Annotated in this window: 13 protein-coding genes; 9 read left to right on the top strand and 4 right to left on the bottom strand. The window is 66.0% G+C overall.

The annotated features are described in order from the left end of the window. Positions 1-205 precede the first annotated feature (205 nt). From CLI93_RS07510 to CLI93_RS07525, 4 genes are all read right to left on the bottom strand, one after another. The gene (locus CLI93_RS07510; protein ID WP_095541506.1) at positions 206-979 is read right to left on the bottom strand and encodes a ferredoxin--NADP reductase; all 774 of its coding nucleotides are present in this window, start codon (positions 977-979) and stop codon (positions 206-208) included. Positions 980-1244: 265 nt separating this feature from the next. Next, positions 1245-2204: a glutathione synthase gene (gene gshB, locus CLI93_RS07515; protein WP_095541507.1), complete on the bottom strand. Its 960-nt coding sequence runs from the start codon at positions 2202-2204 to the stop codon at positions 1245-1247. 8 nt (positions 2205-2212) lie between these two features. Then, positions 2213-2572 carry a hypothetical protein gene (locus tag CLI93_RS07520; RefSeq protein WP_095541508.1) on the bottom strand — a complete coding sequence of 120 codons (360 nt, stop codon included), beginning with the start codon at positions 2570-2572 and terminating at the stop codon, positions 2213-2215. A 28-nt stretch (positions 2573-2600) separates the two neighbouring features. Next, entirely contained in the window at positions 2601-3014 is a 414-nt protein-coding gene (locus CLI93_RS07525) for a hypothetical protein (protein ID WP_124855863.1), read from the bottom strand. Positions 3015-3280: 266 nt separating this feature from the next. On the opposite strand from CLI93_RS07525, the gene CLI93_RS07530 reads away from it, so the two are divergent. The 9 genes from CLI93_RS07530 (at position 3281) to CLI93_RS07570 (ending at position 12776) form a co-directional block, all read left to right on the top strand. After that, complete coding sequence (locus CLI93_RS07530; RefSeq protein WP_095541510.1) at positions 3281-3904, top strand: hypothetical protein; 624 nt, start codon at positions 3281-3283, stop codon at positions 3902-3904. 38 nt (positions 3905-3942) lie between these two features. Next, complete coding sequence (locus CLI93_RS07535) at positions 3943-4491, top strand: TlpA family protein disulfide reductase (RefSeq protein WP_238945720.1); 549 nt, start codon at positions 3943-3945, stop codon at positions 4489-4491. A gap of 291 nt (positions 4492-4782) precedes the next feature. Next, entirely contained in the window at positions 4783-5247 is a 465-nt protein-coding gene (gene accB, locus CLI93_RS07540; RefSeq protein ID WP_095541512.1) for an acetyl-CoA carboxylase biotin carboxyl carrier protein, read from the top strand. 212 nt (positions 5248-5459) lie between these two features. Beyond that, positions 5460-6815 carry an acetyl-CoA carboxylase biotin carboxylase subunit gene (accC, locus tag CLI93_RS07545; protein ID WP_095541513.1) on the top strand — a complete coding sequence of 452 codons (1356 nt, stop codon included), beginning with the start codon at positions 5460-5462 and terminating at the stop codon, positions 6813-6815. A 59-nt stretch (positions 6816-6874) separates the two neighbouring features. Next, on the top strand, positions 6875-7780 hold the full coding sequence (prmA, locus tag CLI93_RS07550) for a 50S ribosomal protein L11 methyltransferase (protein ID WP_095541514.1): 906 nt from the start codon (positions 6875-6877) through the stop codon (positions 7778-7780). Positions 7781-7908: 128 nt separating this feature from the next. Next, entirely contained in the window at positions 7909-9804 is a 1896-nt protein-coding gene (locus tag CLI93_RS07555) for a zinc-ribbon and DUF3426 domain-containing protein (protein ID WP_095541515.1), read from the top strand. Positions 9805-9873: 69 nt separating this feature from the next. Continuing rightward, the gene (locus tag CLI93_RS07560; protein ID WP_095541516.1) at positions 9874-10794 is read left to right on the top strand and encodes a carbohydrate kinase family protein; all 921 of its coding nucleotides are present in this window, start codon (positions 9874-9876) and stop codon (positions 10792-10794) included. 8 nt (positions 10795-10802) lie between these two features. Then, the gene (gene mpl, locus CLI93_RS07565; protein WP_095541517.1) at positions 10803-12224 is read left to right on the top strand and encodes a UDP-N-acetylmuramate:L-alanyl-gamma-D-glutamyl-meso-diaminopimelate ligase; all 1422 of its coding nucleotides are present in this window, start codon (positions 10803-10805) and stop codon (positions 12222-12224) included. A 96-nt stretch (positions 12225-12320) separates the two neighbouring features. After that, positions 12321-12776, top strand: a complete 456-nt coding sequence (locus CLI93_RS07570; protein WP_095541518.1) for a DUF2214 family protein — start codon at positions 12321-12323, stop codon at positions 12774-12776. Positions 12777-12793 lie beyond the last annotated feature (17 nt).

A 12793-nucleotide genomic window follows, 5' to 3' on the forward strand; every position in this document is an offset into this window, starting at 1 on the left:
AAGCGGTTTGGGATGGGCTGCAAGGCGCAAAACGCAGCCATAGCTGGGGCTATGGCGAGGCTTTGCAACGCAGCAGAGCGCCCAAATCCGCTCTCTTGACCGCCGCGCAAAGATTTTGAACAGGCTCTGAGAATGTCTGCACGAATTCAGCGGCCAGGTGCGTGCCGCGATTCGTGCAGAGGCTTTGAATAAGCGCCTTTGCCGCTCACTTCTCGGCAAAAGCGCGCTCGACGACGAACTCGCCCGGCGTGGAGGTATTGCCTTCAATGAAGCCGCGCTGCTCAAACAAGGTCTTGAGGTCAAACAGCATGGCCGGGCTGCCGCAGATCATGATGCGGTCCTCGGCGCGGTTGATTGGCGGCAGGCCCAGGTCGGCAAAGAGCTTGCCGTTCTCGATCAGCGTGGTGATGCGGCCCTGGTGGTGGTAGTCCTCGCGCGTCACCGTCGGGTAGTACAGCAGCTTGCCCTTGACGTATTCGCCCAGGATTTCGTGCTCGGGCAGCGTGCGGGTGATGAGCTCCTGATAGGCCAGCTCGTTGACGAAGCGCGTGCCGTGCACAAGCACGACCTGCTCGAAGCGCTCGTAGGTTTCCGGGTCGCGGATGGTGGACAGAAACGGCGCCAGCCCGGTGCCGGTGGCCAGCAGGTAGAGGCGCTTGCCCGGCAGCAGATAGTCCAGCAGCAAAGTGCCAGTAGGCTTTTTGCCGACCAGAATGGTGTCGCCGGGCTGAATGTGCTGCAGGCGCGAGGTCAATGGCCCATTGGGCACCTTGATGCTGAAGAACTCCAAATGCTCTTCATAGTTGGCGCTGGCGATGCTGTAGGCGCGCAGCAGCGGTTTGCCATCCACGCGCAGGCCAATCATGGTGAAGTGGCCATTGGAAAAGCGCAGCGAGGCATCGCGCGTGGTGGTGAAGCTGAACAGGGTGTCGTTCCAATGATGGATGGAGAGAACGCGTTCTTCGTTAAAGGCACTCATCTTGCGTTGTCGATGTAGCTACACGGGCCTGCTGCCCGCAAGAAAACCGCCAGGCCGGGCGCACGGGGCGCATAGCGCATGGGCTAGGGCAATGCCTGGCTGGCACGGGGGCCCTCTCAGGGGTCTATCTATTGGGGGATTGCTGCCAGACAGCAGGGCGGCTACCAGGAGGCCGCCGCCAACCGCTGGCATTCATCGCGTGGGCAGGCTGCCGCGCCCATGCAGGGCGCGAGCGTATGCAAAAGCGCCAGAGGATAGCGCACATTCACCAGCCAGGCTGGTGGCGTTGCAGCGCATCCAGGAACATCGCGGCCACGTCAAAGCCAGTCTGCGCGGTGACCTCCTGAAAACCCGTTGGGCTGGTGACGTTGATTTCGGTCACACAGTCGCCGATCACGTCCACGCCCACCAGCAACAGACCGCGCGCGGCCAGCACCGGCCCTAGACGCGCGGCGATTTCGGCATCACGCGCGCTCAGCGGCTGGGCTACAGCCTTGCCACCCACGGCCATGTTGCCGCGGATCTCGCTGCCCTGTGGAATGCGCGCCAGCGCATGAGGCACGGGCTGGCCGTCAATGAGCAGCAGGCGCTTGTCACCCTGGCGGATCTCGGGCAGGTAACGCTGCACCATGACGGAGGTTCTGCCATGGGCATTGAGGGTTTCGATGATGCTGCCCAGGTTCAGGCCATCGGGGCCGACGCGGAAGATGCCCATGCCCCCCATGCCATCGAGCGGCTTGAGGATGATGTCGCCATGCTCGGCGTGGAAGGCGCGGATGCGCTCGGGCTCGCGCGTGACCAGGGTCGGGCCGATCAGCTCCGGGAACTCCAGAATGTCGAGCTTCTCCGGGTGTTCGCGCAACGCCGCCGGGCGATTGAAAACCTTGGCGCCCTCGCGCTCGGCCTGGCTCAACAGGTGCGTGCAGTAGAAGAACTCGCTGTCAAATGGCGGATCCTTGCGCATCAGCACGGCATCGAAATCGGCCAAAGCCTGCTCGCCCTGGCGCAGCAGCTGCCACCAAGGGCCATCGGCCGGGGGCTGGGCCAGCAGCTCAATGTGCTGCACCTGGGCGCTCACACGCGCGCCGCGCTGCCAGTACAGCGCACGCGGCTCGCACACGGCGATGCCGTGGCCACGCCGCTGCGCCTCGCGCATCATGGCGTAGGTAGTGTCCTTGTGGATCTTGAAGCTGGCCAGTGCATCGGCCACGAACAGCAGGTTCATAGGAAGGCTCAAAACATCAGCGTCTGATCGGCATCGAACACCTTGCGGCGCGCCAGCGCCAGGTTGGAGCGCTGGCGATCGAGCACCAGGTAGAGAAACACGCCGTCCTTGCGCGAGGCCGGACGCATGATGTGGTACTGCTTGCCCAGCGTGATGAGAATGTCCTCGATCACATCGTGCAGGCCCAATGCGCGCATGGTGTTGATCTTGGCGCGCATCACCTCGGTATTGCCGGCGGCAGCCACTTCCAAATCGATACCGGCGCCGGCTGAGGCCAGCATCATGCCGCTGCTGCTGTCCACCACGGCGCAGCACAGCGCGCCTTCGAGCGTCATCAGCTCATCCAGGGTTTGTTTGATCGTTGCCATAAAAGAAAGAAAAGCGCCTGTTTGTTCGTCACAGCTGGCGCGCCAGCCGGCCAATCTGCGCCGCCTGGGCCAGCACGGCCTGCCAGTTCAGCGCCACGCCATCTTGGCTGAGCAGCACCAGCACCATGTCTGCAGTACAGGGCACGATGGTCATGCGCATTTGTTGGTGCATCAGCACGCAATAGCGCAGTGGCCCGAGGGTTTCAAAGAAACTGCCGTGGCGCTGGTAGATACGCCAGTAATTGCTTGCGGCTTCAGCCAGTGCGCCATCCTCCATCAGCGCACCTGTGCTGTGCAACACCATGCCCGTGGTGACCTCCACCAGCGCACAAGCTTGCAGAGCCTCGAAAGCCTGGGGCAAATCGTCAATGGCCGCTTTGAGCGCCGCAAAGCGGGATTTCCAAACGGGTTTGAATGGTGCAACAACTGGGGTGGAAGTCATCTCTGAATATCAATTCTGTTGATCATGGCGCGCCACGCTGCTGCACAAAACCACGCGGCAATGCCAGAGCCCAGCCATGGCACTCATCCTGGCGCACAATCCGTGCCAGCATGCCAGGGCCTGCCTCACGCGGGCCAAGAGGATACGCGAATTTCACAGCCCTGCCTGCCACAGCCAGGGATGAGCCATCCACTGGCCCAATGCGCACCTGCATTGACAGCCCCGCCAAGACTTTGCACCTCACACACTCACACGCCCCCATCGCCATGCACACCTCCTTGCAACAGGAAATCGCCCAGGCCGCAGCCGCCCTGATCGTGGACGAAGGCCTGGAGATCGGGCCCGCCAAGCAGCGCGCGCTCAAGCAGCTGGGCCTGCGCCCCAACACCGCTCTGCCCGACAATCGCAGCGTCGAAGACGCCGTGCGCGAGCACATCGCACTGTTTCACGCCGACACCCAGCCCCAAGTGCTGCAGGCCCTGCGTGACATCGCCGCGCACTGGATGCAGCAACTGGCCGAGTTCGAGCCGCTGCTGGGCGGCGCCGTCTGGAACGGCACAGCCACGCATTGGAGCCCGATTCACCTGCAGCTGTTCTGCGACGACAGCAAGGCCTTGCCAATCTGGCTGCTCAACCATGGGCTGGACTTCGATACCCAAGAGGCCAAAGGCCTGGGCGGCCAGCCCACAGAAGTACTGGGCGTGCACGTAACCACGCAGCATCCTGCACTGCAACCGCAGGTGCTGCTGTGCCTGTGGAACAACCCCAGCCAGGCATTGCGTGGCGCGCTGCAGGCCGATGCCGACGGTCAAGCGCCGCGCGGCACGTTGCAGGGCTTGCAGGCCCGCATGACCGAGACTGGTGCCATGCCACAATCGCCCAAGCCATGAAGACCGCTGCTCCTGCCCCAAGCCCTGTGCCCCCCCCTTTGCCCAATCACGAGGGCCATGGCGCGCCCCTCAGGCCGGGGCGCCGCCAATGGCTGCTCTGGGGCGGCGGCCTGGCGCTGGCCGCCGCTGGCGCTGGCGGCTATTGGGGCTGGCTGCGGCGGCAGCACTCGGCCGCCGAGGCCGCGCTGTGGTCCATCGCCCTGCCACGGCTCGACGGCCGCCAATTGGCGCTGCGCGATTACCAGGGCCGCCCGCTGCTGCTGAATTTCTGGGCCACCTGGTGCGCCCCCTGCATACAGGAGCTGCCGCTGCTGAACCAATTCCAGCGCCAGCGGCCTGATTGGGCCGTCGTTGGCATTGCCGTTGATACGTTGCCGAACGTGCAACGCTTCGCCCAGCGCATGGCGCTGGACTTTCCCATCGCCATTGCTGGCGGCGGCCAAGGCATGGAGCTGGCCCGCGCCCTGGGGGGAACAGGCGGCCTTCCCTTGACGGTCCTGGCCGATGCCCAGGGCCAGATCCGAGCGCGAAAGCTGGGGCAGATCGAACCGGCCGACCTGCAGCAGTGGCAGGGCTTGCTGGCATGAGCCGCAGGCACCAAAGCGCCCTCGGCAAGGCCCTTAGAGCAATGGCCGTAGAATGCCGGGTTTGATCGCACGCACGATACGACATAGCCGGCCGTGCCTGCCCCTCTCAAAAGTGAGCTCGCGCATCGCCACTCCCAGGTGCGAGGCAAACGCCAACCCAGCGCGCCAATCCCGCAATCTTTAACTCTCAAACGAAATTTGGCACGAAATAGCAATTTCGCGCCATCCGCCACGAGAAATCAACTTCAAGGTTTCCGCGGCATCGTGTTTTTTTCTGGAGCCTGAAACTTTATGGATCTGAGGAAACTGAAGACTCTGATCGACCTGGTGTCCGAGTCGAATGTGACGGAACTGGAAATCACCGAAGCCGAAGGCAAGGTGCGCATCGTCAAGGGCGGCGCCCCGGTGTTGGTGCCTGCGCCCGTAGCGGCTGCACCGGCGCTGACCGCCATCGCCCCCGCAGCCAGCGCCCCGCAGCAAGAGGCCGCCTCCCCCGCCACCGCAGCAGCCCCAGCCGCTGCCGGAGCCAGCATCACAGCGCCGATGGTCGGTACCTTCTACCGCGCCCCCAACCCCTCGGCCGATGCCTTTGTCGAAGTCGGCACACAGGTCAAGGAAGGCCAGATCGTCTGCATCATCGAGGCGATGAAAATCCTCAACGAGATCGAGGCCGATCGCTCCGGCACCATCAAGCAAATCCTGGTGGAGAACGGCCAGGCTGTCGAATACGGTCAACCGCTGTTCATCATCGAATAACCCGTTTACCAGAAGGCACCGTTGCACGGCGCCCACGCCAGTCGCACTGCCTTCGTTTCGGCGTGGCCATGCCGGCCACACTATGGATCTGCCGATCCGCCCAAGGCTGCGCCGGGGCACGCTTGAACCCAGGCCGCAGCCACCGCCGAGGCTGCGGCAACTGACGCAGCACGGCGCAGCCAAGCCGGCCCCATGCACACGAGACTTCCCGCATGTTCAAGAAAATCCTGATCGCCAACCGCGGCGAAATTGCCCTGCGCATCCAGCGCGCCTGCCGCGAGCTGGGCATCAAATCGGTCATGGTGTACTCCGAGGCCGACCGCGATGCCAAGTACGTGCGCCTGGCCGACGAGGCCATTTGCATCGGCCCTGCGCCCGCCAGCCAGAGCTACCTGCAAATGCCCGCCATCATCTCGGCCGCAGAGGTCAGCGATGCCCAGGCCATCCACCCCGGCTACGGTTTTCTGAGCGAGAACGCCGACTTTGCCGAGCGCGTGGAAAAAAGCGGCTTTGCCTTCATTGGGCCGACGGCCGAATCCATCCGCATCATGGGCGACAAGGTCTCGGCCAAGCAAGCCATGATCAAGGCCGGCGTGCCCTGCGTGCCCGGCTCCGAGGGTGAGCTGCCCAGCGACCCGGCCGAGATCCGAGCCATCGCCCGCAAGATCGGCTATCCGGTCATCATCAAGGCCGCAGGCGGTGGCGGCGGGCGCGGCATGCGCGTGGTGCACACCGAGGCAGCCCTGCTGGGCGCGGTGCAAATGACCAAGAGCGAGGCTCAGGCCGCCTTCGGCAACCCGGCCGTGTACATGGAGAAGTTCTTGGAGAACCCGCGCCACATCGAAATCCAGGTGCTGGCCGACACCCACAAGAACGCCGTGCACCTGGGCGAGCGCGATTGCTCCATGCAACGCCGTCACCAGAAAGTCATTGAAGAGGCCCCGGCCTTCGGCATTCCGCGCCGCCTGATCGAAAAAATCGGCGAGCGCTGCGCTGCAGCCTGCAAACGCCTGGGCTACCGGGGCGCAGGCACCTTCGAGTTCCTGTATGAAAACGGCGAGTTCTATTTCATCGAGATGAACACGCGCGTGCAGGTCGAGCACCCGGTCACCGAGATGATCACCGGCATTGACATCGTCAAGACGCAAATCCTCGTGGCCGCAGGAGAGAAGCTGCCTTTCACACAAAAGGACATCCAGCTGCGCGGCCATGCCATCGAATGCCGCATCAACGCCGAGGACCCATACAAATTCACCCCCTCGCCAGGCAAGGTCAGCACCTGGCACGCCCCGGGCGGGCCAGGCGTGCGCGTGGATTCGCACATGTACTCCGGCTACACCGTGCCGGCCAATTACGACTCGATGATCGGCAAGCTCATCGTCTATGGCGACAGCCGCGACCAAGCCCTGGCGCGCATGCGCAGCGCCCTGCTGGAAACCATCGTCGAAGGCATCAAAACCAACATCCCGCTGCACCGCGAGTTGCTGCTGGACGCCAACTTCATCGCTGGCGGCACCAACATCCACTACCTGGAAAAGTGGCTCGAACAGCACGCCACACGCCCCTGAACGCCGGGCTCGGCCTTGGCCGCGCCCGCACCCACAGCCCTCCACTTGCCCGTACCTGTATGTACGCCCTGACCCTGCTGTGCCCGCAAGAGCGGGTCGAAACCATCAGTGAAGCGCTCGACGCCCTGGGCGCACTGAGCGTCTCCGTCGAGGACGCCGACGCCCAGACCGAGGCCGAGCAAGCGCTGTTTGGCGAACCAGGCATGGAGCCCGAACGCCAGGCCTGGCTGCGCAGCACCGTCAGCGCGCTGTTCAGCCAACGGCAACAGGCCCACGAGGCGCAGCAACTGCTGGCGCTGCAGGACTTCTACGCCGGCTGCCAGCTGCAAGGTCTGGAGGAAGTGCCTGACCTGGACTGGGTCAGCCTCACCCAGGCGCAATTCAGCGCCGTGGACATCACACCCGATTTCTGGATCGTGCCCAGCTGGCATGAAGTGCCCAGCCAGGCGCGCACCAGCATCGCGCTTGATCCGGGCATGGCCTTTGGCACCGGCACACACCCCACTACCCGCATGTGCCTGCGCTGGCTGGCCGCCCAGCACGAAGCCGGCCAGGCCCTGGCCCAGCGCAGCGTGCTGGATTACGGCTGCGGCTCAGGCATCCTGGCCATTGCCGCAGCCAAGTTCGGCGCCACCCCGGTGGACGCCGTGGACATCGACGAGGCCGCCATCGCCGTCACCGCCAGCAATGCCGAAAAAAACCAGGTTGCACTGCGCTGTGGCCTGCCCGACATCATCAGCGACCAGCGCTACCACGTCGTGCTCGCCAACATCCTGGCCAACCCGCTGCAGGTACTGGCGCCATTGCTGTGCAGCCACGTCGCCCCAGGCGGGCACTTGGTGCTGGCCGGTATCCTCGAGCGCCAGGCCGAGCTGCTGCAACAGGCCTACGCCCCCTGGCTGGCGCTGCAAGTGGCCGACACGCAGGACGGCTGGATTCTGATGACCGCACAGCGGCCTGCCTGAGAGCCCGTATCTGCGCGGGCGCAGACCGTCTGCTGCGCCCCCGCCCTGCCCTGGTGCGCGGCGGCGCCAGCCCTTTGCACGCGCCACTCTCGGGCACAATACGGGCCTTTGCCATCCCCACCGCCCGCATGCCATCCGTCACCCGCTGCCCAAGCTGCGAGACCCGCTTCAAGGTCTCGGCAGACCAGTTGCACGCCTCGCAAGGCTGGGTACGCTGCGGGCGCTGCCACCACATCTTCGATGCCACCCAGCACCTGGTGGCAGAACAAGATGGCGCTCAAGCCTCGCCAGGCCCGTCAGACCTGACACCCACCAGCCAATCCCAGCAGCCTCAAGGCTCATCCCAATTGCTGCTTGGCAGCGAGAGCGAGCTTACCGGCCCCGCAGCAAATCAGGCCAACGCCGCGCTGCCAGCCTCTACAGCACAAGCGCCTGCTACGGTGCCAGACGAGCAGCATGACGAAGCCAAGGCGAGCTTCTCCAATAATCCGCCTGCAGACGACCTGGCCACCCCAGCCCTGACGGACAAGCCCCCGCTGGCTGAATCCGGCCATTTCACCGCGCACTCCACCGAGCGCCCCATTGAGGAGCGCCCCACCGAGCGCTGGCTCAAGGAGCTGTCGGAAACCTTCTCCCCCTCCAGCCCGGTCGACACGCCGCCCGCTGCCGATGTGGAGGCCGGTGCGGATGCCGAAAAGCCAGCGCCCCAGGCGCCGGCCAGCGAAGCGGCCACGCCCTCCGCCTTGGCCGAACCGCTTGCCGAGCCCCCCGCCGAACAGCCCTTTGCCGAGCAGCAACTGGACGCCGCCGATGTCGAGCTGATCGAAGCCGTTGCCCTGGCCGATCTGCCGGACGCCGCATTCGACAACAGCCCACTGTCTGCAGAACAACCGGCTCCGCAGAACGCCAACGCGCCTGCGCCTGCGCCTGCGCCTGCTGCCACCGACGATGACAACAGCCACATCGACGCTTTCCAGAAAGAGCTGGAGCGTTGGCAGGCCATGCAGGCCGCAGCCCAGTCCCAGGATGCCCCAGGCAGCCCAGCCACGCCCGAGCCAGCCGACGATGCGCCCAGTGCTGCTGCGGCCAATGATGTGCCCGCTGACGCCATCGTGCTGGCCCCGGCCGTGCTGGTGGACAAAACGCCCGAGCCCGAGCCCGCAGCATCGCCAAGCGCAGCAGCAGGCGCCCGCGCCTCCCGGCCGCCGGCCACGACCGGTAAAAGCGCATCGCGCAAGCAGCCGAGCAAGACCAAGGCCGTCAGCCCGCCGCCTGCCACTTTGCGCAAGAAAAGCCAGGAGCCTGCCGACAGCGCTGCCGCCCCCGCCAGCCAGCCAGCCTCTGGCCAGCCCAGCAGCCTGCCAGGCAGCACAGACCCTGCCCCCAAGAAAGGCTCTGCCCGACGGGAAAAGCGCCTGACCGATCTGGACGACGCGCTGCGCGCAGACGCCGATGAATCGTTGCGCGAGGTCTACCGCACCGCCTTCAGCGAAACCCAGGAGCTGAACTTCGTGCGCCAGGCCGCGCGCCAAGCATTCTGGTCACACCCTGGGGTCAAGGCCGGTCTGGGCGTACTCGCCGCCGTTTTGGCGCTGCTCTTGGCGCTACAGGTCGTGCTGCAGCAGCGCGACCGCATCGCCGCCACCAGCCCAGCCATGAAATCGCGCATGCAATCGCTGTGCGAGCTGCTGGGCTGCACCGTTGCCCCGCTGCGCGCCATCGAGCAACTGGTGCTCGATGGCTCCACCTTCCAGGCCGAAGGCGATGACGTCTTCACCCTGTCATGGACGGTGCGCAACCCCAGCCAGCTCTGGCTGCAAACGCCGCACCTGTGGCTGAGCCTGCGCGACCATGGCGGCAACACACTGATTCGCCGCCCGCTCTCGCCCGCTGACATGGCCGATGCCCCCATGGAAATTGCCCCCGGCCAAAGCTGGCAAGGCCGCCAGACCTTGCGCCTGAGCCAGTATGCGCAGGCCGTGACCGACTATCAGCTGCAGATTTTCTATCCGGCCTCGCCCTGACCCGGCAGCGCCGCTGGCCGCCCCGCGCCGGCCCCACCCCACCACCTCTTCGCTAGAAAGGAATCGACGATGGCCGTCCTGGTATGTGGTTCGATGGCATTCGACACCATCATGAATTTCGAAGGCAGCTTCGCGCAGCAGATCATGCCCGACCAGCTGCACATCCTGAACCTGTCCTTCCTGGTCAACACCCTGCGTCGCGACTACGGCGGCTGCGCCGGCAACATCGCCTACGGCCTGCAATTGCTGGGCGGCCAGCCCCTGCCCATGGCCACCATCGGCCAGGATGGCAACGACTACCAGCAGCGCCTGCGCGAGCTGGGCATCGACTGCCGCTACCTGATGCAGCTGCCCGATGCCTACACCGCCCAGGCCATGATCATGACCGATCTGGACAACAACCAGATCACCGCCTTCCACCCCGGCGCCATGGCCCAAGCGCACAAAAACGAAATCGGGCAGCTGCCCGAGCAGATCAAGCTGGCCATCCTCTCGCCCGATGGGCGCGAGGCCACGCTCAGCCATGCCCAGCAGCTCAGCGCGCTGGGCCTGCCCTGGGTTTTCGACCCCGGCCAGGGCCTGCCCATGTTCAACGGCGCCGAGCTGCGTCAGCTCACCAGCCAGGCCAGCTGGGTCACCGTCAACGATTACGAAGGCCAACTGCTGGTCGAGCGCACCGGCCTGTCATTCAAGGACATCTCGCACCAGGTTCAAGGCCTGATCGTCACCCTGGGCGCGCAGGGCTGCGACATCTGGGTGCAGGGCGAGAAAACCCGCATCCCCGCGCTGGAAGTGCAACACCCGCTGGATCCAACCGGCTGCGGCGATGCCTGGCGCGCAGCACTGCTGTACGGGCTGGAGCGCGGCTGGTCGCTGACGCAATGCGCCCGCCTGGGCAATGAAGTGGCCGCGCGCAAGATCGCCACGCGCGGGCCGCAAAACTACCAGCTCGACGGCCTGGACGTCGACAGCTTCGTCACCGGCGCCTGAGCAGCACCATGCACATCCACATCCTCGGCATCTGCGGCACCTTCATGGCCGGCGTGGCCGCTCTGGCCAAAGCCTGCGGCCACACCGTCACCGGCTGCGATGCCCAGGTCTATCCGCCGATGAGCGATCAGCTGCGTGCGCTGGACATCGAGCTCATCGAAGGCTACGACCCCGCGCAAACCGCCCTGGCGCCCGATTGCTACGTCATCGGCAACGTCGTCAGCCGCGCGCGCCTGGCCGATGGCAAGCCGCGCTACCCGCTGATGGAAGCCATCCTCGACCAAGGCCTGCCCTACACCAGCGGCCCGCAGTGGCTGGCCGAGCACATCCTGCCCGGGCGCCACGTGCTGGCCGTGGCCGGCACGCACGGCAAGACCAGCACGGCCTCCATGCTCGCCTGGATCCTGCAGGCCAATGGCCTGGAGCCGGGCTTTCTGATCGGCGGCATCGCGCAGAACTTCGGCATCTCCGCCCGGCCTGGGCGCGCCGCGCCGCCCGGCCAGCGCAGTTGCTTCGTCATCGAGGCCGACGAGTACGACACCGCCTTCTTCGACAAACGCAGCAAGTTCCTGCACTACCGCCCGCGCACCCTGGTGCTGGGCAACCTGGAGTTCGACCACGCCGACATCTTCGACGACCTGGCCGCCATCGAGCGCCAGTTCCACCACCTGATCCGCACCGTGCCCGGCCAGGGCCGCATCCTCTGCAACGCCGAGGACGCCAACCTCGCCCGCGTGCTGCAGCAAGGCCTGTGGAGCGAGCTGCGCGGCTTCGGCCAGCCCGGCGCGCACGCCCCAGCCGCGCTGGCGCAGCACAGCCTCACCGCCCAGGGCAGCGACCAGCACTTCAGCGTCTGCCGCGATGGGCAGGTGCTCGGCCAGGTGCAATGGGCGCTCAGCGGCCGACACAACCAGCTCAACGCCCTGGCCGCCATCGCCGCCGCCGAACACGTGGGCGTGCCCGTGGCCGATGCGGCGCACGCATTGGCGCGCTTCGAGAGCGTGCGCCGCCGCATGGAGCTGCGCGGCAGCGCACGCGGCGTGCAGGTCTATGACGACTTCGCCCATCACCCCACAGCCATCGCCACCACGCTGGACGGTCTGCGCCGCAAACTGCCAGCCGGCCAGCGCGTGCTGGCCGTGTTCGAGCCGCGCAGCAACACCATGAAGCTGGGCACCATGGCCGCGCAACTGCCCGCAGCGCTGCAGGTGGCCGACCTGGTCTTCGCCTACAACCCGCAGCTGGGCTGGGATGTGGCCAGCACACTGGCGCCACTGGGCCTCAAGGCCCAGGTTCACGAACAGCTCCAACCCTTGGTGCAGGCCATCGCCAGCGCCGCACAGCCCGGCGACCACATCGTCTGCATGAGCAACGGCAGCTTTGGCGGCATCCACGACTTGCTGCTGCAAGCGCTGGGCAGCGCAGGCTGAGCATCTTCAAACAGGCTCTCGGCCCCCGCGCAGCCCAGGCTGCTCGGGGGCGCGTCATGCACAGCTGGGGCTGCCATACCTTTGCCCAATACCGCCATGCTGCTCGAATCCCTGCTGGCCTTCGCACACCTCTCGGCCATCCTCGGCCTGACCGCCTTCATCACCGCCATGGCCGTGCTGTGCCGCCCGCAATGGGCCAACGCCGCCGCCCTGCGGCGCCTGCGCGCCCTCGATCGCTGGGTGCTGGCCTGCACCCTGGCCGTGCTGCTCACCGGCCTGGCGCGCATCCACCTGGGCATCAAGGACGCCGCCTGGCTCTGGAGCCAGCCGCTGCTGCACGCCAAGCTGGCCTTGTTTGCGCTGATGGGCTGGTGCGGCTGGCAAGCACACCGGCGCATCACCGCCTGGCACGCCAGCCTGCAGCAAACAGGCGCCCTGCCCAGCGCCGATGAACTGCGACGCACGCGCCGTTGGCTGATGCTGCAAGCCCATCTCATGGCCCCCATCCCGCTGGCGGCCGTGCTGCTGGCACGGGGCGCGCTGACCCTGTAGCGCCAACCGCCAATGCC

Source organism: Vandammella animalimorsus, assembly GCF_002288875.1.
In the GTDB taxonomy this organism is placed as follows: domain Bacteria; phylum Pseudomonadota; class Gammaproteobacteria; order Burkholderiales; family Burkholderiaceae_C; genus Lampropedia; species Lampropedia animalimorsus.